Origin of the sequence: Streptomyces sp. NPDC085524 (assembly GCF_044541755.1) — a bacterium.
Taxonomy (GTDB): domain Bacteria; phylum Actinomycetota; class Actinomycetes; order Streptomycetales; family Streptomycetaceae; genus Streptomyces.
In genome coordinates, this window is sequence record NZ_JBITTH010000014.1 from 82331 (window position 1) to 105793 (window position 23463).

Annotated in this window: 25 protein-coding genes and 2 tRNA genes; 21 read left to right on the forward strand and 6 right to left on the reverse strand. The window is 69.8% G+C overall.

Annotation, left to right across the window (positions count from 1 at the left end; all coding sequences use genetic code 11):
• Nucleotides 1-3: 3 nt before the first annotated feature.
• From ACIGFK_RS22370 to ACIGFK_RS22420, 11 genes are all read left to right on the forward strand, one after another.
• Nucleotides 4-783, forward strand: coding sequence for a GntR family transcriptional regulator (locus ACIGFK_RS22370; protein WP_400053274.1), 780 nt, complete (start codon nucleotides 4-6; stop codon nucleotides 781-783).
• A 139-nt stretch (nucleotides 784-922) separates the two neighbouring features.
• The gene (locus ACIGFK_RS22375) at nucleotides 923-1261 is read left to right on the forward strand and encodes a hypothetical protein (protein WP_400053276.1); all 339 of its coding nucleotides are present in this window, start codon (nucleotides 923-925) and stop codon (nucleotides 1259-1261) included.
• A 2-nt stretch (nucleotides 1262-1263) separates the two neighbouring features.
• Nucleotides 1264-2625 (forward strand): FtsK/SpoIIIE domain-containing protein, encoded by a 1362-nt coding sequence (locus ACIGFK_RS22380; protein WP_400053278.1) that lies wholly within the window; start codon nucleotides 1264-1266, stop codon nucleotides 2623-2625.
• Nucleotides 2626-2709: 84 nt separating this feature from the next.
• Entirely contained in the window at nucleotides 2710-3360 is a 651-nt protein-coding gene (locus ACIGFK_RS22385) for a DUF2637 domain-containing protein (RefSeq protein ID WP_400053280.1), read from the forward strand.
• A gap of 12 nt (nucleotides 3361-3372) precedes the next feature.
• Nucleotides 3373-3564, forward strand: coding sequence for a mobile element transfer protein (locus ACIGFK_RS22390; RefSeq protein WP_400053282.1), 192 nt, complete (start codon nucleotides 3373-3375; stop codon nucleotides 3562-3564).
• 17 nt (nucleotides 3565-3581) lie between these two features.
• Nucleotides 3582-3740: a hypothetical protein gene (locus tag ACIGFK_RS22395; RefSeq protein WP_384743931.1), complete on the forward strand. Its 159-nt coding sequence runs from the start codon at nucleotides 3582-3584 to the stop codon at nucleotides 3738-3740.
• Between the two features lie 23 nt (nucleotides 3741-3763).
• Nucleotides 3764-4072 carry a SpdD protein gene (locus ACIGFK_RS22400; RefSeq protein ID WP_400053284.1) on the forward strand — a complete coding sequence of 103 codons (309 nt, stop codon included), beginning with the start codon at nucleotides 3764-3766 and terminating at the stop codon, nucleotides 4070-4072.
• An 89-nt stretch (nucleotides 4073-4161) separates the two neighbouring features.
• On the forward strand, nucleotides 4162-4350 hold the full coding sequence (locus ACIGFK_RS22405; protein ID WP_400053286.1) for a hypothetical protein: 189 nt from the start codon (nucleotides 4162-4164) through the stop codon (nucleotides 4348-4350).
• A gap of 47 nt (nucleotides 4351-4397) precedes the next feature.
• Complete coding sequence (locus ACIGFK_RS22410) at nucleotides 4398-5813, forward strand: replication initiator (RefSeq protein ID WP_400053368.1); 1416 nt, start codon at nucleotides 4398-4400, stop codon at nucleotides 5811-5813.
• Nucleotides 5806-6009: an excisionase family DNA-binding protein gene (locus tag ACIGFK_RS22415; protein ID WP_400053288.1), complete on the forward strand. Its 204-nt coding sequence runs from the start codon at nucleotides 5806-5808 to the stop codon at nucleotides 6007-6009. The genes ACIGFK_RS22410 and ACIGFK_RS22415 overlap by 8 nt, the downstream gene beginning before the upstream one ends.
• Nucleotides 6009-7154, forward strand: coding sequence for a tyrosine-type recombinase/integrase (locus ACIGFK_RS22420; protein WP_400053290.1), 1146 nt, complete (start codon nucleotides 6009-6011; stop codon nucleotides 7152-7154). Before ACIGFK_RS22415 ends, ACIGFK_RS22420 begins: the two co-directional genes overlap by 1 nt.
• 76 nt (nucleotides 7155-7230) lie before the next feature.
• On the opposite strand, the gene ACIGFK_RS22425 is transcribed toward ACIGFK_RS22420, so the two are convergent.
• On the reverse strand, nucleotides 7231-7467 hold the full coding sequence (locus ACIGFK_RS22425; protein WP_400053292.1) for a hypothetical protein: 237 nt from the start codon (nucleotides 7465-7467) through the stop codon (nucleotides 7231-7233).
• Nucleotides 7468-7620: 153 nt separating this feature from the next.
• Nucleotides 7621-7691 (reverse strand) — tRNA-Gly (locus ACIGFK_RS22430).
• A 168-nt stretch (nucleotides 7692-7859) separates the two neighbouring features.
• Here ACIGFK_RS22430 and ACIGFK_RS22435 point away from each other — a divergent pair.
• The 5 genes from ACIGFK_RS22435 (at nucleotide 7860) to clpX (ending at nucleotide 12570) form a co-directional block, all read left to right on the forward strand.
• Nucleotides 7860-7936 (forward strand) — tRNA-Pro (locus tag ACIGFK_RS22435).
• A gap of 160 nt (nucleotides 7937-8096) precedes the next feature.
• Complete coding sequence (gene tig, locus ACIGFK_RS22440) at nucleotides 8097-9485, forward strand: trigger factor (RefSeq protein WP_376661034.1); 1389 nt, start codon at nucleotides 8097-8099, stop codon at nucleotides 9483-9485.
• 296 nt (nucleotides 9486-9781) lie between these two features.
• Nucleotides 9782-10399: an ATP-dependent Clp protease proteolytic subunit gene (locus tag ACIGFK_RS22445; protein ID WP_376661033.1), complete on the forward strand. Its 618-nt coding sequence runs from the start codon at nucleotides 9782-9784 to the stop codon at nucleotides 10397-10399.
• Between the two features lie 53 nt (nucleotides 10400-10452).
• Complete coding sequence (locus ACIGFK_RS22450; RefSeq protein ID WP_376661032.1) at nucleotides 10453-11121, forward strand: ATP-dependent Clp protease proteolytic subunit; 669 nt, start codon at nucleotides 10453-10455, stop codon at nucleotides 11119-11121.
• Between the two features lie 162 nt (nucleotides 11122-11283).
• On the forward strand, nucleotides 11284-12570 hold the full coding sequence (gene clpX, locus ACIGFK_RS22455; protein ID WP_030026955.1) for an ATP-dependent Clp protease ATP-binding subunit ClpX: 1287 nt from the start codon (nucleotides 11284-11286) through the stop codon (nucleotides 12568-12570).
• 546 nt (nucleotides 12571-13116) lie between these two features.
• On the opposite strand, the gene ACIGFK_RS22460 is transcribed toward clpX, so the two are convergent.
• Together ACIGFK_RS22460 and ACIGFK_RS22465 are read right to left on the reverse strand one after the other, a co-directional pair.
• Nucleotides 13117-14022 carry a hypothetical protein gene (locus ACIGFK_RS22460; protein ID WP_400053295.1) on the reverse strand — a complete coding sequence of 302 codons (906 nt, stop codon included), beginning with the start codon at nucleotides 14020-14022 and terminating at the stop codon, nucleotides 13117-13119.
• A 130-nt stretch (nucleotides 14023-14152) separates the two neighbouring features.
• Nucleotides 14153-14782 carry a hypothetical protein gene (locus ACIGFK_RS22465; protein ID WP_376661723.1) on the reverse strand — a complete coding sequence of 210 codons (630 nt, stop codon included), beginning with the start codon at nucleotides 14780-14782 and terminating at the stop codon, nucleotides 14153-14155.
• 99 nt (nucleotides 14783-14881) lie between these two features.
• On the opposite strand from ACIGFK_RS22465, the gene ACIGFK_RS22470 reads away from it, so the two are divergent.
• On the forward strand, nucleotides 14882-17503 hold the full coding sequence (locus ACIGFK_RS22470) for a valine--tRNA ligase (protein ID WP_376661724.1): 2622 nt from the start codon (nucleotides 14882-14884) through the stop codon (nucleotides 17501-17503).
• 68 nt (nucleotides 17504-17571) lie between these two features.
• On the opposite strand, the gene ACIGFK_RS22475 is transcribed toward ACIGFK_RS22470, so the two are convergent.
• Complete coding sequence (locus ACIGFK_RS22475; RefSeq protein WP_400053297.1) at nucleotides 17572-17889, reverse strand: vitamin K epoxide reductase family protein; 318 nt, start codon at nucleotides 17887-17889, stop codon at nucleotides 17572-17574.
• Nucleotides 17890-18064: 175 nt separating this feature from the next.
• Here ACIGFK_RS22475 and ACIGFK_RS22480 point away from each other — a divergent pair, with 175 nt between their 5' ends.
• On the forward strand, nucleotides 18065-19216 hold the full coding sequence (locus ACIGFK_RS22480) for a sensor histidine kinase (protein ID WP_400053298.1): 1152 nt from the start codon (nucleotides 18065-18067) through the stop codon (nucleotides 19214-19216).
• Here ACIGFK_RS22480 and ACIGFK_RS22485 read toward each other — a convergent pair.
• A complete protein-coding gene (locus ACIGFK_RS22485; protein ID WP_376661727.1) occupies nucleotides 19213-20262 on the reverse strand; it encodes a rod shape-determining protein in 1050 nt (349 codons plus the stop codon). The genes ACIGFK_RS22480 and ACIGFK_RS22485 overlap by 4 nt on opposite strands.
• Before the next feature lie 117 nt (nucleotides 20263-20379).
• On the opposite strand from ACIGFK_RS22485, the gene ACIGFK_RS22490 reads away from it, so the two are divergent.
• The 3 genes from ACIGFK_RS22490 (at nucleotide 20380) to ndk (ending at nucleotide 23327) form a co-directional block, all read left to right on the forward strand.
• Entirely contained in the window at nucleotides 20380-21897 is a 1518-nt protein-coding gene (locus ACIGFK_RS22490) for a bifunctional folylpolyglutamate synthase/dihydrofolate synthase (protein ID WP_376661728.1), read from the forward strand.
• A gap of 3 nt (nucleotides 21898-21900) precedes the next feature.
• On the forward strand, nucleotides 21901-22251 hold the full coding sequence (locus ACIGFK_RS22495; protein WP_376661729.1) for a DUF4233 domain-containing protein: 351 nt from the start codon (nucleotides 21901-21903) through the stop codon (nucleotides 22249-22251).
• 665 nt (nucleotides 22252-22916) lie between these two features.
• Nucleotides 22917-23327: a nucleoside-diphosphate kinase gene (gene ndk / locus ACIGFK_RS22500; RefSeq protein WP_376661164.1), complete on the forward strand. Its 411-nt coding sequence runs from the start codon at nucleotides 22917-22919 to the stop codon at nucleotides 23325-23327.
• Nucleotides 23328-23463: the final 136 nt, after the last annotated feature.

Consider the following 23463-nt stretch of genomic DNA (forward strand, 5'->3'; position numbering starts at 1 on the left):
ACTATGGGAACCGCAGCAGGAGGTGGCAGGGCCGTACCTCGCTACGTGCAGATCGCCGACGACATCGTCCAGCAGATCCGGGCCGGGGTTCTCGGCGCGGGCGACATGGTGCCGAGTGAGTCCGAGCTCGTCGAGCGCTACGGCGTGGCCGGCGGGACGATCCGGAAGGCCATGGTGGAGGTCCGCGCGAGTGGGCTCGTCGAGACGCGGCACGGCAAGGGCTCGTTCGTGAAGGCTCGGCCGCCTGTCCGGCATCGATCCTCGGATCGCTTCCGGCGTACGCACCGGCAGGAGGGTAAGGCGGCCTACCTTGCGGAGTCCGCTCAGTCCGGGGCCGAGGCATCGGTGAGCATGCTCTTCCGGGGGCCGATGGAGGCGCCGGAGGAGATCGCGGAGCGGCTCGGGGTGCCCGTGGGGACTCAGGTGCTCGCTCGTAGGCGGCTGTACTTCCGGAACGGGACCCCTGTGGAGACGGCTAGCTCGTACCTGCCGTGGGACGTTGCGAAGGACATCCCCGAGCTGTTCGCCGACAACCCCGGGCCCGGCGGAATCTATGCCCGGCTGGAGGATCACGGGCACGTCTTCGCCGAGTTCGTGGAGACGTTGCAGGCTCGGCCGGCCGCCAAGGCTGAAGCCACCGAGCTGTCGCTGAGTCCCGGTTCCCCGGTGGTGCACCTGCTGCGGAACGCGGTCACGACGGAGGGGCGTGTGGTCGAGGTCTGCGACACCCTCATGGCTGCTGACCAGTTCGTCTTCGAGTACCGGATCCCTGCGCGAGACTGACGTTCGATCAACTCCCCACAGCCCGCTGCGAGTTTCTCTTCGTAGCGGGTTGACTCATGTATAGGAGTGGTGCATTCTTCTTGATGTCACTCCTATACATGAGTGACGGAGTGAGACCCCTATAGAGGAGTAATCTGCTGTGCGTCAGATTCCCGTCGACACTTCCGGCGCGACCGTGATGGTCGCCCAGCCCCCGCAGCTGAAGATGCGCGACAAGAAGACCGGTCAGATCGCCTTGGATAGCGACACCGGCAACAGCCTCATGACCGTGGACGTGCTGTTCGTGATGAACGGCAACGCCGAGGTCATCTCGGTGACGGTGGCCGAGCCCGACGTCTCCGGTGAGCTGGCGATGGGCACGCCGGTCGCGCTGACCGGTCTGGTCGCCCGGCCTTGGGAGAACGAGTTCAACGGCCAGAAGCGCCACGGGATCAGCTTCCGCGCCGTGGCCGTTACGTCGCTGGCCAAGGCGGGCTGAGCATGACCGCCTTATGGGTCACGCTGCTGGTGGTGCTGGCCGTCGTGCTCCTTCTGCGCCGGCTGCGGCCCACCTGGTACTGGATGGCCTTCGGGGTCACCTTCGCGGTGGTCCGCGTCCTGATCCGCTACCGGTCGGTGATGGACGCCTGCGGGCTCACCGTTCCGCCGCCCCGCTGGCGGCTGGCACTCGCCCGGATCGCCAACCGCCCCGTTCCTGAAGCCCGGTCGCCCCGGATCCTGCGGCTTCGCCCCACCTCGACGGGTCTGGTCCTGAAGCTGAAACTCCGGCCCGGACAGGATGCCTTCGACTTCTCCGCCTCCGCCGACCGCCTGCGCCACTCCTTCGCGCTGCACAACGTCGTCTCGAGAGAGATCCGCTCCGGCGTGGTCGAGCTGAGGATGACGGGATACGACGTACTCCGGCGAGTGCGCATGCCCGCGGCTGTCGCTGCTGCCGAGGGGCTCCGGGTGCCTGTGGCCCTGCGGGAGGACGGGGCGGTGCATCACCGGGACTATCGGAAGGTCCCCCATGCCCTGAACGTAGGCGCGACTCAGTCGGGGAAGTCCGTCTATCAGCGCACCCTCGTTGCCGGACTGGCGTCGCAGAATGTCGCCCTCGTCGGCATCGACTGCAAGAACGGCGTGGAGCTCGCCCCGCTGGCGGCCCGGTTCACGGCCTTGGCGGACAACCCTGATGCCGCGGCTGATCTGCTGGCAGCCCTCGTCGACTACATGGGCCGCGTCTACCAGCTCATCCGAACCGAGCAGCGCATCAGCGTCGGCCTGCCGGACGCTGAGATCACTGCGGACATCTGGGACCTGCCTGAGCACCTGAGGCCCGTACCCGTCGTGGTCCTGGTGGACGAAGTCGCCGAGTTGGCCCTCGCCCCAAGCAAGGCCGACGAGGCACGCAGGGACCAGATCGTCACGCACCTGGTCCGTCTCTCCCAGCTCGGCCGCGCCGCTGGCATCTACCTGGAGATCTGCGGGCAGCGCTTCGGCTCCGAACTCGGCAAGGGCATCACCATGCTCCGGGCCCAGCTCACCGGCCGCACCGCCCACCGCGTCAACGACGAGACCTCGGCGAACATGGCCTTCGGGGACATCTCCCCGGACGCCGTCCTCGCCGCCGTACAGATCGACAAGGAGCGTCCCGGCACTGCCGTGGCCGGTGATTCGTCTGGCGGTTGGTCCCGCATCCGGGCCCCCCACACCACGCTCCGGCAGGCCGTGGACACCTGTAACACCTACGCGTACCGCACCCCAGCCATTCCCGAGCTGGAGCCCTTCCGGCCCGAGCGCCCGGTACGCGTCCACGTCGGCAAGGTCCAGCCGAAGGCTGCTTCGGCGCCTGCCTTCTGATCACTTCCTCACCACGGTGGGCGCGGCCTCATCGCGTCAGATCCCTACCCGCCCCATGCCTGGAACTGGAAGGAGGTGAACATCATGATTCGCCTGGTCCGCCCGGACGCCGTCCTCATCCAGGCCGTTATTGCCGGAGCGCTCTCCTTCGCCCACCTGCATGACCTCGCCCAAGCCGCAGGACAGGACGGCTGGAAGGCCTGGGCCTATCCGGTCAGCGTGGACCTGCTCCTCGTCGCCGCCTGGCACCGCCTACGAACCCTGCGGGACGCGGGGGAGCCCTCGCGCTCGGCCTGGTCGTGGTTCGCAGTCGCCCTCGCTGCCTCGCTCGGCGCGAACGTCGCCACCGCCGGCCTTCTCAACCTCGGCGACGTTCCGGACTGGCTCCGGATCCTCGTCGCCGGATGGCCTGCCTTGGCCTTCCTCGGCGGAACGCTCCTGGCCCACCGCCCTACGCCGCCCAGCCCGCTGGACTCCGAGCCCGACGACCCGGCACCTCTGCCCGTGGTCGAGCGGGAGACGGAACCCGGCATACAGGCCGATGACCTGCCCGCACTGCCTGCTCCGACTCCCGCGCTGACGGTCACCGCTCCGCCGGCCCTCGTCGCCCACGCCCAGAAGATCGCCGCCGACCACCGCGCCCGCACCGGCTCGGACATCGACACCGAGACCTTGCGCGCCCGGCTCGGCGTCCCGGCCCCACTGGCCGAGGCCATCGCCGCCCAGCTCACCTGACAGGAGACCGTCATGCCCGCACGGATCAACTTCCGCTCGCTCATGAAGATCGGCCCCGTCCAGATCGGCACCTACCGCGACCGTGACGGCCGCACCAAGAACGCCGCCATCTGCACCACCGCCGACTGCCGCTGGTCGGCCGACTACGGCACCTCGACCGCCGCCCGGCTCGCCGCCCGCACTCACCGCTGCCGCGTCAGCTGAACCGAAAGGCCATTGCCATGGACGTCCCGCTCTGGCTCGCCCTGATCGTCGTCGGCGCCCTCGGCGTGAAGCTCATCCGCCCGCCCTGGTGGCTGGTCGCTGTGATCCTCCTCGGCGGCTTCCTCCTCGCGGACAGCTTCCTCGCCCCGGCCATCGACACCGCACTCAACAAGTAGTCCACCCCGGAAGGAGAACGGCCATGTTCAAGCCGCAGTACCCGCGCCCCGACACCTACCCCCCGGCGACCATCCGCCCGACCCCCGTGCCGGTCGAGCCCTCCGCCGCGGCCCCCGCCAAGACCCCGGCTGGCCTCGGGGGCTTGGTCCAGAGCTCGCCCGGGACCGCACTCGCCCTCGCCGCCGGCGGAGTCGCCGGGGTGCTCGCCCTGGCCTCCGTCGCCGTCTCCCTGCTCCTGGCCGTTGCCGTCACCGCGGTCGCGCTGTCCGTCAGCAGCGTCGTCCTGCTGTTCCTCGTCCGCGCCCTGCGCCAGGAATTCAAGAGCCGTTGACCGGCCCCGGGACGGCCTCAACCGCCAAGTCTCCGCCGTCCCGGCGCCGCGCTCCTGCCCGATCCAATGAACCGGAAGGAAGCACCATCATGGCCCAGCCCACCATCTCGGCCGCTCAGGTCTGCCCCGACTGCGACGGCTTCCCCGCCGTGAAGATCACTCTCGGTGGCCGCGACCGTACCGGCGCCCTACGCACCATCTCGGCCCACTGCCCGGCCTGCCACGGCACCGGCACCCTCCGCTCCATCCGACGCCCCCGCTGGACGGTGACAGCGTGACCGACTCCGCGACCCTCGCGGACCTGGATCCCGGCCTCCTCGGCGACATGCTGAAGGTGGCCGGGGCTCCCGGTTACGCCCGCTGGGAGGACCAGATCCGCCGTACGGGCGGCTGCTCCGACCCGATCCACATCACCGGATGGACCGTCGCCAAGAACAAGACCTCGGGCGAGGTTCTGCATCGCTACTCCACAGCCGACGAACCCGGCGCCCGCCTCCGCATCGCCTGCGGCAACCGCCGCGCCTCCCGCTGCCCCGCGTGCGCCTGGACCTACGCGGGGGACACGTATCACCTGATCCGGGCCGGCCTCGCCGGAGACGACCGGCGCAACATCCCCGCCACCGTTCGCGAACACCCCCGCGTCTTCGCCACCCTCACCGCACCGTCCTTCGGCCCGGTCCACAACCGCCCCGGCGGCCGTCCCTGCCGCTGCGGCAAGCACCACCAGGAGAACGCGCCTGAACTTGGCACCGCCCTCGACCCGGCCACCTACGACTACGCCGCGGCCGTCCTCTTCAACAACCACGCCGGACAGCTCTGGCAGCGGTTCACGACCCGCCTGCGCCGTGAGATCGCCGCGTACGCCGGGCTGACCCAGCGGGAGCTGAAGGAAGAGGCGCGGATCTCCTACGGCAAGGTCGCCGAGTTCCAGAAGCGCGGGGCCATTCACTTCCACGCGGTCATCCGTATCGACGGGCCTGCCGGCCCGCTCAGCCCGCCGCCCTTCTGGGCCAGCACGGATCTCCTGGACCGGTCGATCCGGGCCGCTCTCGCCCACTCCTACACCTCGGTCTCGGTCCCGCCTGCCGCCGACCAGCCTGCCCGTACCCTCCGCTGGGGCACACAGCTCGACGTTCGCCCCATCAAGGCCTTCGGGGACGGCTCCGACATCACCGAGCAGGCTGTCGCCTCCTACGTCGCCAAGTACGCGACCAAAGCCGCCGAAACCACCGGCGCGACCGACAGGGCCGTGCACTGCCGGAGGTGCCGCGGATCTGGCCTCTCCGACCGCTACCACCGCCCCGGCTCCGCACTGAGTGGTTGCTCCCGCTGCCATGGCACCGGCCTCAGCGATGACCTCGCCCGGCTGCCCATCGCCGAGCACGCCCGGCGCCTCATGCAGGCCTGCGCCGCGTTACAACCCCTCTACCCGGACCGCCCGCTCACCCGCTGGGCCCACATGCTCGGCTTCCGGGGCCACTTCTCCACCAAGTCCCGCCAGTACTCGACGACCCTCGGCGCCCTCCGCCAGACCCGCGCCGACTACCGCGCTGCGCAGGAGCGGGACGCCCGCGGCCTGGACGGCATCGAGCCGGGCACCGTGCTCGTCCTCGCCTCCTGGCAGTACGCCGGCCACGGACACAGCCCGGGGGAGTCGGTACTTGCCGCCACCATCGCCCGCGACATCCAGCTGAACCGCCAGACCGCTCGCGAAGCCCTGCAAGGAGAGCAGCATGAATGAGCGCTACCTCAGCGTCGTCCAGGTCGCCGAACTGCTCGGCACTACCGTCCGGTTCCCCCGGCGGCTCGTCGAAGAGCGGCGGATCACCTACGTGAAGGTGGGTCGACACGTGCGGATCCCGGAGAGCGCGGTACGCGATTACCTCGCCGCCCACACCGTCGAGCCGCGTCGGCGCCGGCTGGGGGTGGCTGCCTGATGGCCGGAAAGCGTCGTCAGTTCGGACGGGTCCGCAAGCTGCCTTCCGGCAGGTATCAGGCCCGGTACGTCGGCCCGGACGGGCAGCTCCGGCCGGCCCCGGAGACCTTCCGGACCAAGCGAGACGCGGACGACTGGCTCGCCGTCAAGCAGACCGAGATGCGGCTTGGGGACTGGCACGACCCGGACGCCGGCAAGGTCGCCTTCGGTCCGTACGCCGTCGCCTGGATCAAGGAACGTGAGCTGACCAGCACCACCCGACAGCTCTACGGCTCGCTCCTCAAGCACCACCTGGAGCCCGCGTTCGGGGCCGTCAACGTTGCGGACATCTCGGCCCCACTCGTTCGGCGCTGGCGTGCCGACAAGCTCGCCGCCGGCACCGGGCCCACCACCGTGGCCAAGGCCTACGCCCTGCTGTGGGCGATCCTCGGTACGGCCCTGTCTGATCAGTTGATCAGGCGGAACCCGTGCCAGATCAAGGGCGCCAGCACCGTGCACACACCGGAGCGGCCGACCGCCACCATTCAGGAGGTGTACGCCTTGGCCGCGGCCATCCAGCCCCGCTACCGCGTGCTGATCCTGATGGCCGGGTTCCTCGGGCTGCGCTGGGGTGAGTTGATCGGGCTGCACCGCCGTGACGTCGACCTGGAGCGGGGCACCCTCCGCGTTCGCCGGGCCGTGGCCGAGCTGCAGAACGGGCAGCGGGAGATCAAGGCGCCGAAAAGCGCGGCCGGCAAGAGGACGGTCTCCATCCCAGGTGTGATCGTCCAGGAGATCCGCGATCACTTGGAGAAGTACGCCGAGCCCGGCGCCGACGGGTGTGTCTTCGTCGGGGCCAAAGGGGCGACTCCGCGCCGGAACCACTTCAACCTGCTGTGGCACAAGGCCTGTCGGAAGGCGGGAATCAAGGGGCTGCACTTCCACGATCTCCGGCACACCGGCAACACGCTGGCCGCCTCGACCGGGGCCAGCACCCGCGAGTTGATGGCTCGCATGGGCCACAGCACCGCCCGTGCCGCGCTGATCTATCAGCACGCCAGCGCCGATCGGGACCGGCTGATCGCCGACGCGCTGAGCGGGTTGGTGGAGGAAGGACGGACAGGCGTGAAGAACCAGGTGGGGAGTGCGGGAGACGCGGAGAGCTGAACGCAGCCCCCGTGGAGGCATTCAGGGCCAGGCGGAGGGATCCCCCTCCGACCTGGCCCTGTGCTGTGACTGGGGATCAGCCCTCGGCGTCAGGATCGGCGGCCGGCGGCGCGACCTCTTGCCAGTCGGTGACGGGCTTGGTGCGGAACATTCCCCGGTAGACCTGGCGGGTCAGCACGACGGCTCCCTCGCCGTACTCGTGCAGTTCCTCGAAGGCTTCCTCCGCGGACTCGTAGACGAACTTCCGTCCCTTGGCGTTGCGGATGATCCATTCCCGGTCGTGGCTGACGGCGAGTGCCATGCCTGCGCTCATGCGATACCCCCTAGACGATGCGCGTTGATCGTATGAGGAAGCACGCGCGGGGCATGGGGCACGCGGGGGACACGGAGGGCCGATCGGGGCCCCCGGGAACGACGAAGGGCCAGGCGGAGGAAACATCCTCTGACCTGGCCCTTTCGTCTTCAGAGCGGGTGACGGGAATCGAACCCGCGTAGCTAGTTTGGAAGACTAGTGCTCTACCATTGAGCTACACCCGCACGCACGCGCCGCAGGTCGTGATGACCTGGGCACGGACAGCATCCTAGCGGGTCGTTCAGCGCCTGCGCACACCACATTCGGGCCCGGCGCCCACAGCCGTCGAAAACCGGTCGGGAAACTCCGTGCATCGGAGCGTCTCCGGGCATGTACCCTACGTGTCGCACCGACGGGGTGTGGCGCAGCTTGGTAGCGCGTCCGCTTTGGGAGCGGAAGGTCGTCGGTTCGAATCCGGCCACCCCGACCACGAGACCGCGTTCGCAAGATCGCGTTGTGGGCTGATTGCCGCTTGCGGTTACTATGCAAGCTGCGTGCCCGTGTGTCTGATGTACCGGGCCCGATCCGCTGAACCGCTGAATCGCAGCGTCAGCAGAGACCCCAGCAGTCAGCCACAAGGAGACCAAACCGTGAAGAGCGCCGTGGAGACCCTGAACCCGACTCGGGTTCGGCTCACTGTTGAGGTGCCCTTCGAGGAGCTCAAGGACAGCCTCGACGCGGCGTACAAGAAGATCAACCAGCAGGTCACGGTGAAGGGCTTCCGCAAGGGCAAGATCCCGAACCGGGTCATCGACCAGCGCTTCGGCCGCGGTGCGGTGCTGGAGGAGGCCGTCAACGACGCCCTCCCGAAGTTCTACACCGAGGCCGTCAACGAGGCCGACCTGAACCCGCTGGGCCAGCCGGAGGTCGACATCACGGAGCTGAAGGACGGCGAGCTGCTGGCCTTCACCGCCGAGGTCGACGTCCGCCCCGAGATCGAGATCCCGGACTACTCCGGCATCGAGGTCGAGGTCGACGCGGTCGAGGTCTCGGACGAGGACGTCGAGAAGTCCGTCGAGCAGCTGCGCAGCCGCTTCGCGTCCACCAAGGACGTCGAGCGCGCCGCTGCCGAGGGTGACGTCGTCACCATCGACCTCGAGGCCAAGGTCGACGGCGAGGTGCTGCCCGACGGCGTCGCCTCCGACGTCTCCTACACCATCGGCTCGGGCGAGCTGCTCGAGGGCATCGACGAGGCCGTGACCGGCCTGGAGGCCGGTGGCGAGGCCACCTTCACCTCGCAGCTGAAGGGCGGCTCCGCCGAGGGCAAGGACGCCGAGGTCACCGTCAAGGTCACCAAGGTCTCCGCCCGTGAGCTGCCGGAGCTGGACGACGAGTTCGCGCAGCTGGCGAGCGAGTTCGACACCATCGAGGACCTCAAGGCCGACAGCCGCAAGCGCCTCGAGAACATGAAGCAGTACGACCAGGCCACGCAGGCCCAGGAGCGCGTCCTGGAGAAGCTGCTGGAGCTCGTCGAGGTCCCGATCCCCGAGAAGCTGCTCGCGGACGAGGTCCAGACCCGCAAGCACAACCTGGAGCACCACCAGCTCGGCCAGATGGGCCTGACCATCGAGAAGTACCTGGAGTTCCAGGGCAAGACGGTCGAGGAGTTCGACGCCGAGACCTCCGAGCAGGCGATCAAGGGCATCAAGACCCAGTTCGTCCTCGACGCGCTGGTCAACAAGGAGAAGCTGGGCGTCAACCAGGAGGAGCTCACCGAGCACCTCATGCGCCGTGCCGCCTCTTCCGGCATGTCCCCCGACCAGTTCGCCCAGGCGGTCGTCGAGGGCGGCCAGGTCCCGATGCTGGTCGGCGAGGTCGCCCGCGGCAAGGCCCTCGCGGTCGTCGTCGAGGCCGCCAAGGTCACCGACACCAACGGTGAGGTCGTCGACCTGTCCGACGAGGACGAGGAGCAGGTGACCGAGACCGTCGAGGCCGCCGTCGACGGTGACACCGAGGTCGTCGAGGACGAGGCCAAGTAAGGCCCCGGAGCACCCTCCGAGCAACACCCCGAGCAGTGCCCCGAAGGGCCCGTACGCAGCCGCGTACGGGCCCTTCGGCGTGGGCCCCGCACGGCCCCCGGACCTTGCGCTCCGAGCGAACAGTTCGGGAAGCGGGATGGCGTTGTCCGACCTGCGCGTTAGGGTCCATGAATACGAGGGCACGGGAGTACCCGGAACCACCCGGACGCCGGCGGACCTTTCCGCTCCGGCCGGGCCGCGCCCCAGAACAAGACGCTGAGACGGCACATGGCCGTCGGAGACGAGCAGGTGGCTACGTGACGAATCTGATGCCTTACGCCGCGGGTGAGCCGTCCATCGGTGGCGGCCTCGGCGACCATGTCTACAACCGGCTGCTCGGCGAGCGGATCATCTTCCTCGGCCAGCAGGTCGACGACGAGATCGCCAACAAGATCACGGCGCAGCTCCTCCTCCTGGCCGCCGAGCCGGAGAAGGACATCTACCTCTACATCAACAGCCCGGGTGGCTCCGTGACGGCGGGCATGGCGGTCTACGACACCATGCAGTACATCCCGAACGACGTCGTCACCATCGGCATGGGCATGGCGGCCTCCATGGGCCAGTTCCTGCTGACCGGCGGCGCCAAGGGCAAGCGCTTCGCCCTGCCGAACACCGACATCCTGATGCACCAGGGCTCCGCCGGCATCGGCGGCACCGCGTCCGACATCAAGATCCAGGCCCAGTACCTGCTGCGCACCAAGCAGCGCATGGCCGAGATCACCGCGTTCCACTCGGGCCAGACCGTCGAGGCGATCATCCGCGACGGCGACCGCGACCGCTGGTTCACCGCCGAGGAGGCCAAGGAGTACGGCCTCATCGACGAGATCATCTCGGCCGCGTCCAACGTGCCGGGCGGCGGCGGCACCGGGGCCTGATCCCGGACCCAGCGCCAGCACGAGCAGCCGACAGCCCGCAGAACGCCACCAGGATGGTGAACACCCAGATGCAGAACAACTTCTCCGCGAGCGGCCTCTACTCCGGCCCGCAGGTGGACAACCGCTACGTCATCCCGCGCTTCGTCGAGCGCACCTCGCAGGGCGTGCGCGAGTACGACCCGTACGCGAAGCTCTTCGAGGAGCGCGTGATCTTCCTCGGCGTGCAGATCGACGACGCCTCCGCCAACGACGTCATGGCGCAGCTGCTGTGCCTGGAGTCGATGGACCCGGACCGCGACATCTCCATCTACATCAACAGCCCCGGCGGCTCCTTCACGGCGCTGACGGCGATCTACGACACGATGCAGTTCGTGAAGCCGGACATCCAGACGGTCTGCATGGGCCAGGCGGCCTCCGCCGCCGCGGTCCTGCTCGCCGCCGGCACCCCCGGCAAGCGCATGGCCCTGCCGAACGCCCGCGTGCTGATCCACCAGCCGTCCGGCGGCACCGGCCGTGAGCAACTCTCCGACCTCGAGATCGCGGCCAACGAGATCCTGCGCATGCGCGACCAGCTGGAGACCATGCTGGCCAAGCACTCGACGACGCCGATCGAGAAGATCCGCGACGACATCGAGCGCGACAAGATCCTCACGGCCGAGGACGCCCTCGCGTACGGCCTGATCGACCAGATCGTTTCCACCCGCAAGACCAACAGGGGCTGACAAGCCCGATCCTTGCCGTCAGACGGCGTGGGGACGCCGTCGGATTCGGCGATGTGAACCACGTCAAGGGGGCCCCGCACGGGGCCCCCGGCAAGGTACCGTCGGATATGAGGCACCAGGAGCGCTGAACCAAGCGTCTCCCAGGCGAAGGGGAAGCACCTCGTGGCACGCATCGGTGACGGCGGCGATCTGCTCAAGTGCTCGTTCTGCGGAAAGAGCCAGAAGCAGGTGAAGAAGCTCATCGCAGGACCCGGTGTGTACATCTGCGACGAGTGCATCGACCTCTGCAACGAGATCATCGAAGAGGAACTCGCGGAGACCTCCGAGGTGCGGTGGGAAGAACTCCCCAAGCCCCGTGAGATCTACGAGTTCCTGGAGAGCTACGTCGTCGGCCAGGAGCCGGCGAAGAAGGCGCTCTCGGTAGCGGTCTACAACCACTACAAGCGCGTGCAGGCCGGCGAGAACGGCGGTGCGCAGGGCCGGGACGACGCGATCGAGCTCGCGAAGTCCAACATCCTGCTGCTGGGCCCCACGGGCTCGGGCAAGACCCTCCTCGCGCAGACGCTGGCCCGCATGCTGAACGTACCGTTCGCCATCGCGGACGCGACGGCGCTGACGGAGGCCGGGTACGTCGGCGAGGACGTCGAGAACATCCTGCTGAAGCTGATCCAGGCGGCCGACTACGACGTCAAGAAGGCCGAGACCGGGATCATCTACATCGACGAGATCGACAAGGTCGCGCGCAAGAGCGAGAACCCGTCGATCACGCGTGACGTGAGCGGCGAGGGCGTGCAGCAGGCCCTGCTGAAGATCCTGGAGGGCACGACCGCCTCCGTACCGCCGCAGGGCGGCCGGAAGCACCCGCACCAGGAGTTCATCCAGATCGACACGACGAACGTGCTCTTCATCGTGGGCGGCGCCTTCGCCGGCCTCGAGAAGATCATCGAGTCGCGTGCGGGCGCCAAGGGCATCGGCTTCGGGGCGACGATCCGCTCGAAGCGCGAGATCGAGGCCAGCGACCAGTTCCAGGAGGTCATGCCGGAGGACCTGGTGAAGTTCGGGATGATCCCCGAGTTCATCGGCCGCCTTCCCGTGCTGACGTCCGTGCACAACCTGGACCGCGAGGCCCTGCTCCAGATCCTCATCGAGCCGCGCAACGCGCTGGTGAAGCAGTACCAGCGGCTGTTCGAACTCGACGGCGTCGAGCTGGACTTCGAGCGCGAGGCCCTCGAAGCCATCGCGGACCAGGCGATCCTCCGCCAGACCGGCGCTCGCGGCCTGCGCGCCATCATGGAAGAGGTCCTGATGTCGGTGATGTACGAGGTCCCGTCCCGCAAGGACGTGGCCCGCGTGGTCATCACGGCGGACGTGGTCCGCTCCAACGTCAACCCGACGCTGGTCCCGCGCATCGTCCCGAAGGACCAGGGGCCGCACGAGAAGTCGGCGTAGCGAACACGGCAACGCAGAAGGGGCGCCCCGGCCGGGGCGCCCCTTCTGCGTGCCTCAACTATCAGCCCAAACAGAGTCAGAAATAGGTCGCGTGTTCGGTCTGTCGTTGTCTGCGCGTGCCCCCACAGTGATCATCGAGTGGCAACGCAATGATCATTTTCAGGATGGGGTGCGACAAAATGCTCAAGATCAGGCGGGCTTTGGGATTCGTGGCTGCCACGGCGTTGGCCGGTGCCCTCCCCGTTGTGGCGGCATCACCCGCACAGGCCACCTACACGGACTGCATTAGCTATTTGAGCAATGTCGGCTACCGCGTCGGCCCCAACGTATCCAGTGCCTGCAGCAATGGGTCAGGGGGCCTGGTGCTGAGGCAAGTGTGCGTCTCCCAACTGCAGCTTCTGGGCGTGGCTTCGCATCACGCCAATGAGGCGTGCTACCGCGCTGGGCAGTTCTAGGTCGACCCTTCGGTCTCTCGATTGCGGCACCTCAGGGGGCAACCTGGTGGCGACCATGGGGGCTCGATCAGCGATCGAGCCCCCTCCCGCATCAGCTCTTGACGCGGGCGGTGTTGTAGAGCTTCGCGGCGAGGTCCGCGTTCTGCTCCAGGGTGTAGCCCGGCTTCCCGGCGAGGAGGGAGGCCACGTCCGAGGCGCTGACCACGGCCAGGGTGCTGTAGTCACCCCAGATGCAGATCGGGAGGGTGACCTCCTTGGGCCCCTTGGCCGTCGTGTCCTTGGAGGTGAACTTGACCTCCTGGCACTTCATGACGGCGCCCTTGAAGCCGGCGGGGTTCATCTCCTTGGGGCTGCCGATGAGGGTCGCCTCGGACTTGCCGTCCTTGGCGGACTTCGCCTTGAACATGGCGAAGTAGCCGTCCACCGACTTCTCCGGGTCGGCGATCTCGCCGTAGAGACCCGAGAGGTTGAGGCCCTTCGTGGACAGCGGGTTCTTCGGGTCGCCGGACTGGTAGTTCATGCCCGCCTGGGCGGGGTTCTTGATGCCGGCGGCTTCGGCTTCCTTCTTGTCTTCGTCCTTGAACTCCGACTGCTTGTACTTCGGGTCCTGCTTGAAGTCGTCCACCGCGGGCGGCGGGACCAGCTTGTAGCCCTTGGTGTCGGAGGCGACCGAGCCGCCCGCGCCGCCGCCCTGCGTGAAGTACCAGCCGGCGCCGCCGATCACCGCGACCGCGACGACGATGCCGATGATGACGCCCGCCTTGGACTTCTTCGGGGGCGTGCCGCCGTACGGGGGCTGCTGCTGGTAGCCGTACGCCTGGGTCGGCGGCTGCTGCGGGTAGCCCTGGGGCGGGACGCCCGGCTGCTGCTGCGGGTAGCCGTAGCCCGGCTGCGGGGCGGGCTGGCCGTAGGGGCCCGGCGGCGGCGGGGGCTGCTGCCCGTACGGTCCGGGCTGCTGCGGCTGCTGGCCGTAAGGCCCCGGCTGGTTGTAGCTCATCTCTGCGTCCCCCTCAGGAACTTCTTCTTCTTTAGGAACTTCTTATGCTGCCCACATCCTTGCGGAAGATCGAAAGGGTTCGGGCGCCGGGGTCCCAGGCGTTACGCAACTACGACGCACTGGCGACGAACTACTTCGCGGGAACCTCCATCGCGGTCCGCAACTCCCGCGCGCGTCCCGCGAGGTCGTCGATGGTCACCGGCTTGTTCTCGATGGGGACGGTGACCGTCACCAGCGAGCTGTGGTCGCCCCACATGCACATCGGCAGTGACGCCCCCTCCACCGCGAGCGTGCCGCAACGCATCGCGCCGCCCGCGGGGCTGCCCGCATCGTGGGTGGTGATGTCGGCTTCCTTGACGCCCATGGACCGCAGGCCCTTGGCGAGTTCCGCACCCGGGTCCTCGTCCCCGAAGGCGGCCTGGGAGCCGCTGACCACCAGTTGCGCGGTGCCCGCCTGGTCGGCGTAGACCACGGCCACCCGTTTCGTGCCCTTCTTCTCCTCGCCCTGGCCCTGCTTGATCGCGTCGACCCGCGGCCCGGAGTCCTGGAGGGTCAGGCCCTGGAAGGCGGCGGGCGGCACGAGCTCGTACTTGCCGGCGTCGTCGGGGCCGCCGAGCGCCGCACCCAGGGCGAACTTGACGGCGAAGGCCCCGATGGCGAAGCCCACGACCGCTCCCACGCTCTTGAAGGCGCGCTTGCTCCTGGCGGGGGCGGGCTGCGGGGGCGGGCCGTATCCCGGCGGCGGAGTGAAATCGTTCATGGTGCGCATCAGACGGCTCCGGCGCGGCCGACCGCAATGGGCGGCCCCCCTGCGGTATGGATTCGTAACGGAGGCGGGACCCCCCGTATCCTGTGCCCCGTGACCGAGAACACGCAGACACCCAGTGCCCCCGACTCCGAACTGCCGACCACGTACGCGCCGGCCGAGGTAGAGGGGAAGCTCTACGAGCGCTGGGTAGAGCGTGGGTACTTCACGGCCGACCCCGCGAGCGAGAAGCCCGCGTACACCATCGTCATCCCGCCGCCGAACGTCACCGGCTCGCTCCACCTGGGCCACGCCTTCCAGCACACGCTGATGGACGCCCTGACCCGCCGCAAGCGAATGCAGGGCTACGAGTCCCTGTGGCTGCCCGGCATGGACCACGCCGGCATTGCCACCCAGAACAAGGTCGAGCAGCAGCTCGCCGAGGAGGGCAAGTCCCGCCACGACCTGGGCCGCGAGGAGTTCGTCGAGCGCGTCTGGCAGTGGAAGGAAGAGTACGGCGGCAAGATCCTCGGCCAGATGCGCCGCCTCGGCGACGGCGTCGACTGGTCGCGCGAGCGCTTCACGATGGACGAAGGCCTGTCCAAGGCCGTCCAGACCATCTTCAAGCGGCTCTTCGACGACGGCCTGATCTACCGCGCCGAGCGCATCATCAACTGGTGCCCGCGCTGCCTGACGGCCATCTCCGACATCGAGGTGGAGTACCAGGAGGACGCCGGCGAGCTCGTCTCCATCAAGTACGGGGAGGGCGAGGACACCCTCGTCGTCGCCACCACCCGTGCCGAGACGATGCTCGGTGACACCGCCATCGCCGTCCACCCGGACGACGAGCGCTACAAGCACCTGGTCGGCAAGCTCATCAAGCTGCCGCTCACCGACCGCTCGATCCCGGTCGTCGCGGACACGCACGTCGACCCCGAGTTCGGCACCGGCTGCGTCAAGGTGACGCCCGCCCACGACCCGAACGACTTCGCCATCGGGCAGCGCCACAACCTGCCCAACATGACGATCATGGACGAGCACGGTGTCATCACCGTCCACGGCCCCTTCCTCGGCCTGGACCGCTTCGAGGCCCGTTCCGCGGTCGTCGGGGCCCTGCGCCAGCAGGGCCGCATCGTCGCGGAGAAGCGTCCGTACCTGCACTCCGTGGGCCACTGCTCCCGGTGCAGCACCACCGTCGAGCCGCGCCTGTCCCTCCAGTGGTGGGTCAAGGTCGAGACCCTCGCCAAGGCCGCCGGTGACGCGGTCCGCGACGACCGGGTCACGATCCACCCCAAGGAGATGGAGAAGCGGTACTTCGACTGGGTCGACAACCTCAACGACTGGTGCATCTCGCGCCAGCTGTGGTGGGGCCACCGCATCCCGGTCTGGTACGGCCCGGACGGCGAGGTCGTCTGCGTCGGACCCGACGACGAGGTGCCCTCGGGCGAGGGCTGGACCCAGGACACGGACGTCCTGGACACCTGGTTCTCCTCCGGCCTGTGGCCGTTCTCGACGCTCGGCTGGCCGGAGAAGACCCCGGACCTGGCGAAGTTCTACTCCACCGACGTCCTGGTCACCGGCCACGACATCATCTTCTTCTGGGTCGCCCGGATGATGATGTTCGGCCTGTACGCCATGGACGGCGAGGTCCCCTTCAAGACGATCGCGCTGACCGGCCTGGTCCGTGACGAGCGCGGCAAGAAGATGTCGAAGTCCTTCGGCAACGTCGTCGACCCGCTGGACTGGATGGACAAGTACGGCTCCGACGCCGTCCGCTTCACCCTGGCCAAGGGTGCCAACCCCGGCACCGACGTCCCGATCGGCGAGGACTGGGTCCAGGCCTCCCGCAACTTCGCCAACAAGATCTGGAACGCGACCCGCTTCGCGCTGATGAACGGCGCCACCATCGAGGGCGAGCTCCCGGCCCCCGAGCAGATGTCGGCGACCGACCGGTGGATCCTGTCCCGCCTGAACAAGACCGTCGCGCAGGTCGACGCGCACTACGAGGACTTCCAGTTCTCGAAGCTCAGCGAGGCGCTCTACCACTTCGCGTGGGACGAGGTCTTCGCCTGGTACGTCGAGCTGTCGAAGACGACCTTCTTCGCGGGCGGCGAGCAGGCCAAGGTCTCCGGCCGGGTCCTCGGCGAGGTCCTCGACACCATGCTGCGCCTGCTGCACCCGGTGGTCCCCTTCGTCACCGAGACGCTGTGGACCACGCTGACCGGCGGCGAGTCCCTGGTCATCGCCGACTGGCCGAAGGACAGCGGCTTCCGCGACGAGGCCGCCGAGGCCGAGATCGAGCAGGTCCAGGCCGTGGTCACCGAGGTCCGCCGGTTCCGCAAGGAGCAGGGCCTCCAGGACGGCCAGAAGGTCCCGGCCCGCCTGGACCTGACGGGCACGGCGCTGGCCCCGCACGAGGGCGCCATCCGCCAGCTGCTGCGCCTCCAGCCGGAGGGCGACTCCTTCAGCGCCACCGCGACCCTCCCGGTCGCCGGCGCCACGGTCGCGCTCGACCTGTCGGGCACCATCGACGTGGCCGCCGAGCGCAAGCGCCTCTCCAAGGACCTGGCGGCCGCCGAGAAGGAGAAGCAGCAGGCCGAGGCGAAGCTGGGGAACGAGGCGTTCATCGCCAAGGCCCCCGACAACGTCGTGGACAAGATCAAGGGCCGGCTGGCCAAGGCCGAGGCGGACATCGCCCGTCTCCAGGCCCAGCTGGACGGGCTGCCGGCCGCGTAGTACTCCGTACGGCATCGCACGGCACGAAGGGGAGGGCCCCCGCACCACGGTGCGGGGGCCTTCCCCTTTCAGCCCGCCAGTGCGGGGCCGAACCGGTTCAGGATCAGCACCGCCACCACCGCGTACCCGGCCAGCAGCGCCGCGCCCAGCCCCGACAGCGCCGCGAAGCCCGCGGTGCCGAGCAGCATGTTGGGGAAGCCCAGCAGATTGCCCTGCCAGGCCGTCATCACGTCACCGCAGCTGAGGACCGCGCCGACGTTGCACCCCGGGTGAAGAGCGGGTCCTCCAGGGGTGCGGATGCGGTCGTACGTGAGGACGCCGGAGGCGAGCGTGCCGAGCAGGCCGCCGATCAGCAGGAGGAGGGACGTGCCCCGACGGGTGGTCATCCTCCCGACGCTACGGGCGCCGCGCCGGGCCCGGGCGGGGCGGAAGGTCGCCGGGGGCAGGGCGGAAGGCCCGCCCCGGACCGGGACCTCCGCCCTGTCCGAAGTGCCCTAAATCACGCCATGTGCGGCCCCTGTGGATCATCGTCGGCGGGGGGCGGCACGGATGATGGAGGGCATGCACGTCAAGCCCGCCCTCTCGGCGCTCCACCGGGTCACGGCCTCCGGCGCCCGGCTCGCGCGGGGCTGGTCCGGTTCACCGCGTGCGACGGACGCGCTCACGGCGCTCGGCTGCCTGGGCCTGACGGCGATCGACCTGCCGGGCCTGGCCGCCGCCGACAACTCGCTGACCGGCGCTTCCGCGGCCGTCGTCCTCGCGCTGGGCTGCGCCACCCTGCTGGTGCGGCGCCGGATGCCCTGGATCTCGTACCTCGCCGCGCTGCTCTTCATCGGCTGGCTGCACGAGCTCACCCTGATCCAGTTCGCGCTGTACTCGGTCGGCCGCTACCGGGGGCGCCGGGCCGGGGTCCTCGCCACCCTCGGCTACCTCGCCTTCGCGCTGTTCCTCTTCTGCTGCGTGCCGGGCTGGCCCGAGGCCAAGCACGAGTCGCTCAGCGGCTTCCTCGGCATCGTCGTGCCCATCGGGGTGCTCGCCTCGGCCGTCGGCATCGCCGCCTACCGGCACGACCTGGTGGCGGAGCTGAACGAGCGCCGGGCCGAGGCGGCGGTGCTCCAGGCCGTCCAGCAGGAGCGCACCTCGGTCGCCCGGGACGTCCACGACTTCGTGGGGCGCGAGCTGACCCTGCTGACCGTGCGCTCCGAGGTGCTGTCGGTGCGCTCGCGCGAGACCTCGTACGCCAAGGACTTCGAGGAGCTCGCCGACACCGCGCGCCGGGCCCATCTGGTGCTGAACGAGATCATCGTGCAGCGCGGCGAGCGGGCCTCGACCCCGGGGGTGGAGGGGCTGGCGGCGCTGGCGGAGGAGAGCGGGCGCGCGGGTTCGCCCGTACGCCTGGCCATGGACCCGGAGGTGAACGGGCTGTCGCCGCTGCGGCAGGCGGCGGTCTACCGGGTGGTCCAGGAGTGCCTGACCAACGCGGCCAAGCACGCCGGCGGGGAGACCGTCGAGGTGTCGATCGCGGCGGACGGCCCGCGGCTGCGGATCGCCGTCAGCAACGCGCTGCCCGCCCGCACCCCGGGCAGGGCCCCGGTCTCGGCGGGCTCGGGGACGGCGAGCATGTCCGAGCGCGTGCGCAGCCTGGGCGGCACCCTGACGGCGACGCGCACGGAGGACTCGTACGAGGTGGTCGCGACGCTCCCGCGGGGTTAGGCCTTCGCGGGGGTGAGCAGGCCGTTCAGGGTGTCGAGGTCCTCGACGCAGCGGCCGGAGCCGAGGGCCACGCAGTCCAGCGGGTCGTCGGCGACGAAGACCGGGATGCCCGTCGCGGAGGCCATCCGCAGGTCCAGGCCCGGCAGGAGCGCACCGCCGCCGGTCAGGACGATGCCGTGTTCCATCACGTCGCCGGAGAGCTCGGGCGGGCACTCCTCCAGGGTGGTGCGGACGGCGGCGATGATCGCCTCGACCGGCTCGTCGAGCGCGGCCCGTACGTCCGGGGCGCCCAGGACGAGGGTCCGCGGCATGCCGCCGGCCTTCTCGCGGCCGCGCACGGTGAAGGTGAGGGTCTCCAGGTCGGGCCGGTCGGGCACGGGCCAGGCCGAGCCGATGGCCACCTTGACGTCCTCGGCGGTGCGCTCGCCGATGAGGAGCGCGTGCTCCTTGCGCACGTAGTCCATGATCGCCGCATCGAGCCGGTCCCCGCCGACCCGCAGCGACTGCGAGGTGACGATCCCGCCGAGCGAGATGACGGCGACCTCGGAGGTGCCGCCGCCGATGTCGACGACCATCGAGCCGCGCGGTTCGGCGACCGGCAGCCCGGCGCCGATCGCCGCGGCCATCGGCTCCTCGATCAGGTGCACGCTCCTGGCGCCGGCCCGGGTGGAGGCGTGGACGATGGCCCGCCGCTCGACCTGGGTGACGCCCGACGGCACGCAGATCACCATCCGGGTACGGGGCCGGCGGCCCGGGACGGCCTTGCGGACGAAGTGCCGGATCATCTCCTCGGCGGCCTCGTAGTCGCAGATCACCCCGTCCTTGAGGGGGCGGATCGCGGTGATGGAGCCGGGCGTGCGGCCGATGGTCTCCTTGGCCTCCGTCCCGACGGCCAGGGCGGTGGTGGTGCCCGCCTTCACGGCGACCACGGACGGCTCATTGAGGACGATCCCGTGCCCCCGTGCGTAGACCAGGGTGTTCGCGGTCCCCAGGTCTATCCCTATGTCGCGGCTGGATCCTGTCGTGTTGCTGCTGGCCTGCGGCATTTGTTCCCCTATCTCCTGTCCGCAAGGCTTCCATGACGATCAGGTCGCTCCCGCCGCCGAAGGTCCCGAAGCGCCCGGGTCGAAAGTCCTGGGGGTCGGCGTCCGTAGACTGGGCGTGTGAGTGAGCAGCAGCCCGAGAGCCACGACCGCGACAAGTTCGACGAGTTCGACCAGATCGTGGCGGAAGAGTCCGACCGCGACCCCGACCTGGCGGTGATCGAGGCCGGCAGCCGCACCCTGCGCACCCAGGCCGGACCGGCCCAGGGCGACCCGGTGCCCGCCCGGCCCGCCGACCCGGAGGTCGCCAAGGCGCTGCTGGAGGTGGAGCAGGAGCTCTCCACGCGCTGGGGCGAGACCAAGCTGGAGCCTTCGGTGACGCGCATCGCGGCACTGATGGACGTACTGGGCGAGCCGCAGCGCGCGTACCCGACCATCCACGTCACCGGGACCAACGGCAAGACCAGCACGGCCCGCATGATCGAGTGCCTGCTGAACGCCTTCGAGCTGCGGACCGGCCGCTACACCAGCCCGCACGTGCAGTCGATCACCGAGCGGATCAGCCTCGACGGCGCGCCGATCGACGCCGAGCGGTTCGTCGAGACCTACCACGACATCAAGCCGTACGTGGAGATGGTCGACGCCAGCGAGGAATTCCGGCTGTCGTTCTTCGAGGTGCTGACCGCAATGGCGTACGCGGCCTTCGCGGACGCCCCGGTGGACGCGGCCGTCATCGAGGTCGGCATGGGCGGCACCTGGGACGCGACGAACGTCATCGACGCCGCGGTCGCGGTGGTCACCCCGATCAGCCTCGACCACACCGACCGGCTCGGCGCCACGCCCGGCGAGATCGCCCTGGAGAAGGGCGGCGTCATCAAGCAGGACGCGACCGTGATCCTGGCGCAGCAGCCGGTGGACGCGGCGCAGGCGCTGCTGAAGAAGGCCGTCGACGTCGACGCGACCGTCGCCCGCGAGGGCATGGAGTTCGGAGTCGTCTCGCGCGAGGTCGCGGTCGGCGGGCAGCAGCTGACGCTGCGCGGCATGGGCGGCGAGTACGACGGCATCTTCCTGCCGCTGTACGGCGCGCACATGGCGCACAACGCGGCGGTGGCGCTGGCCGCCGTCGAGGCCTTCTTCGGGGTGGGCCAGGAGGGTGCGCGGGTCCTGGACCTGGAGACCGTGCAGCGGGCCTTCGCCTCGGTGACCTCGCCGGGCCGCATGGAGGTCGTGCGGCGCAGCCCGACGGTGGTCCTGGACGCGGCGCACAACCCGGCGGGCGCGGCGGTCACCGCGGACGCGGTCACCGAGTCGTTCGGCTTCAGCCGGCTGATCGGCGTCGTGGCCGCGAGCGGGGACAAGGACGTGCGCGGGGTGCTGGAGGCCTTCGAGCCGATCTTCGCGGAGGTCGTGGTCACCCAGAACTCCAGCCACCGCTCGATGGACGTGGACGAGCTGGCCGCCATCGCGGTCGAGGTCTTCGGCGGTGACCGGGTGCAGGTGGAGCCGCGGTTGGACGACGCCCTGGAGGCGGCGATCACCCTGGCGGAGGAAGAGGCCGAGTTCGGAGGGGCCGGGGTCCTGGTGACCGGTTCCGTGATCACGGTGGGCGAGGCCCGCCTGCTGCTGAAGAGGGGCTGAGGAATGCGCACGCTGTGTGCCTCGACGCTGATCGGCGAGTTCTTCGTCATCGGTTTCGCGGGGCTGGTCGCGATGAAGGACCCGGACCTGACCCAGGCCACGGTCTGGACGGTCTGCGGGATCGCGATGCTGCTGTCGGTGCTGCTGTGCGGGATGCTGTCGCGTCCCGGGGCGGTCCAGCTGGGCTGGGCGCTGCAGATCGGCCTGATCGTGAGCGGGTTCGTCGTACCGACCATGTTCTTCCTCGGCGCGGTCTTCGCCGGCCTGTGGTGGTGCTCGGTGCACTACGGACGCAAGGTCGACGCGGCCAAGGCCCGGTGGGCGGCGATGGCGGAGGAGTCCCCCGCGGGGTGACCTGCGGTCCGCACGACCCCCGGCACCGCTGCCCGCAGGCCCGCAGGCCCGCACGCAGGACCGCGTCGTCGGCCCGCCCGTCGCCCGCCCGCCCGCTGGACGCGCCGTGCGCCCGTCCGCGGGCCTGTCCCGCAGGCCCGCTGGACGCGCCGCCCGCCCACCAGGCCTGTCCCGCCGGACCGCTGGGCCGTCGGCCTGCACGCCTGGCCTGTACGTAGGCCCAGCAGGCGCCCGCACGTCGGGCCGCCAGGCCCGAGGGGCGTGCCGCGGGCCCGGCCACGCCCGACGCGTCGCGGGCCCGCTCCGCACGTTCGGCCGGTTCGCCGCCAGGCCCGATGGGCGCGTCGCGGGGCCGTTCGGCCGGTTGGCCGCACCCGGCGCGTCGTCCGGGCGGCCTCGCCGACGGGGCTCGGGCGGCCCGGGAGGCCCGAGGCACCGGCCCGGCCCGCACCGGCCCGGCCCGCACCGGCCCGCACCGCACCGGCCCGCACCGCACCGGCCCGCACCGCACCGGCCCGCACCGCACCGGCCCGCACCGCACCGGCCCGCACCGCACCGGCCCGCACCGCGCCGGCGCGGCCCGGGAAGGCGGCCGCCGGACCGGCGGGGCCGAACGGCCCTGTAGATTCGCCCTACCGCACCCGTTTGCCGCAAGGAGCCCCGACATGACCCAGCGCACCCTCGTCATCCTCAAGCCCGACGCCGTCCGTCGCGGCCTGATCGGCGAGATCATCGGCCGCATCGAGCGGAAGGCCGGCTGGACCATTCCCGCACTGGAGCTGCGCACGCTGGACCAGGAGACCCTCGAGGCGCACTACGGCGAGCACAAGGGCAAGCCGTTCTACGAGCCCCTGATGGGCTTCATGGCGAGCGGCCCCGTGGTCGTCCTGGTGGTGGAAGGGGAACGCGCGATCGAGGGTGTCCGCCAGCTGGCCGGACCCACCGACCCGATCGCCGCGGCGCCCGGCTCCATCCGGGGGGACTTCGGCAGCATCGTGCGCGAGAACCTCATCCACGCCTCGGACTCCGAGGAGTCCGCGGAGCGCGAGCTGAAGCTGTTCTTCCCCGCTCTCTGAGCCCTCTCTCCTGACGAGACATCAGCCGAATAGCGCTCTCGACCTGGGGCGACCGAAGTAATTTCGGTCGCCCTTCGGTATTTCGGAGCGGAAGCGGGAACGCCTGGGCAAGACCCGTCGTCACACCTAAGGGGGC

What these genes read in the sequence shown, in the direction of transcription:
- ACIGFK_RS22390 (WP_400053282.1), top strand. Translation starts at nt 3,373, where the DNA reads ATGCCCGCACGGATCAACTTCCGCTCGCTCATGAAGATCGGCCCCGTC.
- ACIGFK_RS22420 (WP_400053290.1), top strand. Translation starts at nt 6,009, where the DNA reads ATGGCCGGAAAGCGTCGTCAGTTCGGACGGGTCCGCAAGCTGCCTTCC.
- ACIGFK_RS22385 (WP_400053280.1), top strand. Translation starts at nt 2,710, where the DNA reads ATGATTCGCCTGGTCCGCCCGGACGCCGTCCTCATCCAGGCCGTTATT.
- ACIGFK_RS22380 (WP_400053278.1), top strand. Translation starts at nt 1,264, where the DNA reads ATGACCGCCTTATGGGTCACGCTGCTGGTGGTGCTGGCCGTCGTGCTC.
- ndk (WP_376661164.1), top strand. Translation starts at nt 22,917, where the DNA reads ATGACCCAGCGCACCCTCGTCATCCTCAAGCCCGACGCCGTCCGTCGC.
- ACIGFK_RS22415 (WP_400053288.1), top strand. Translation starts at nt 5,806, where the DNA reads ATGAATGAGCGCTACCTCAGCGTCGTCCAGGTCGCCGAACTGCTCGGC.
- ACIGFK_RS22400 (WP_400053284.1), top strand. Translation starts at nt 3,764, where the DNA reads ATGTTCAAGCCGCAGTACCCGCGCCCCGACACCTACCCCCCGGCGACC.
- ACIGFK_RS22495 (WP_376661729.1), top strand. Translation starts at nt 21,901, where the DNA reads ATGCGCACGCTGTGTGCCTCGACGCTGATCGGCGAGTTCTTCGTCATC.
- ACIGFK_RS22465 (WP_376661723.1), bottom strand. Translation starts at nt 14,782, where the DNA reads ATGAACGATTTCACTCCGCCGCCGGGATACGGCCCGCCCCCGCAGCCC.
- ACIGFK_RS22425 (WP_400053292.1), bottom strand. Translation starts at nt 7,467, where the DNA reads ATGAGCGCAGGCATGGCACTCGCCGTCAGCCACGACCGGGAATGGATC.
- ACIGFK_RS22395 (WP_384743931.1), top strand. Translation starts at nt 3,582, where the DNA reads ATGGACGTCCCGCTCTGGCTCGCCCTGATCGTCGTCGGCGCCCTCGGC.
- ACIGFK_RS22450 (WP_376661032.1), top strand. Translation starts at nt 10,453, where the DNA reads ATGGTGAACACCCAGATGCAGAACAACTTCTCCGCGAGCGGCCTCTAC.
- ACIGFK_RS22460 (WP_400053295.1), bottom strand. Translation starts at nt 14,022, where the DNA reads ATGAGCTACAACCAGCCGGGGCCTTACGGCCAGCAGCCGCAGCAGCCC.
- ACIGFK_RS22480 (WP_400053298.1), top strand. Translation starts at nt 18,065, where the DNA reads ATGCACGTCAAGCCCGCCCTCTCGGCGCTCCACCGGGTCACGGCCTCC.
- ACIGFK_RS22485 (WP_376661727.1), bottom strand. Translation starts at nt 20,262, where the DNA reads ATGCCGCAGGCCAGCAGCAACACGACAGGATCCAGCCGCGACATAGGG.
- ACIGFK_RS22405 (WP_400053286.1), top strand. Translation starts at nt 4,162, where the DNA reads ATGGCCCAGCCCACCATCTCGGCCGCTCAGGTCTGCCCCGACTGCGAC.
- ACIGFK_RS22410 (WP_400053368.1), top strand. Translation starts at nt 4,398, where the DNA reads ATGCTGAAGGTGGCCGGGGCTCCCGGTTACGCCCGCTGGGAGGACCAG.
- ACIGFK_RS22370 (WP_400053274.1), top strand. Translation starts at nt 4, where the DNA reads ATGGGAACCGCAGCAGGAGGTGGCAGGGCCGTACCTCGCTACGTGCAG.
- ACIGFK_RS22475 (WP_400053297.1), bottom strand. Translation starts at nt 17,889, where the DNA reads ATGACCACCCGTCGGGGCACGTCCCTCCTCCTGCTGATCGGCGGCCTG.